Annotated in this window: 1 protein-coding gene; it reads right to left on the reverse strand. The window is 48.9% G+C overall.

Annotation, left to right across the window (positions count from 1 at the left end):
- Positions 1-327: immunoglobulin-like domain-containing protein (locus A3735_RS11195; RefSeq protein WP_156499622.1), on the reverse strand; the 327-nt coding region annotated here is incomplete at both ends.

Below are 327 nucleotides of genomic sequence, written 5' to 3' on the forward strand. Positions count from 1 at the left end.
CATAAGTACCAGCAACGCTAGAGTCGACCATTGTGCCGCCAACTATAATGCCTGCAGATAGGTCTCCGTCAAGTGCGTCATTCGCAGTCGCACCAGCATCGGTATAAGGGGTATTTAGCTCATGGTTAAGTGGGCTGCTACCTAGCAGAGTGATGCTAGGTGCGCCAGTATCTTGAACGTTAATTGTTCGGGTAACGGTAGTAGCAGAGTTGCCTGAGGAATCGTTCACGTTGTAGCTCAGTACATAGCTACCAACAACTGCAGCATTGACCGTACCGCTGACACCGATATTTGAAGATACATCTCCATCGACATTATCTAGCGCTG

It is taken from the genome of Oleiphilus sp. HI0061, assembly GCF_001635675.1.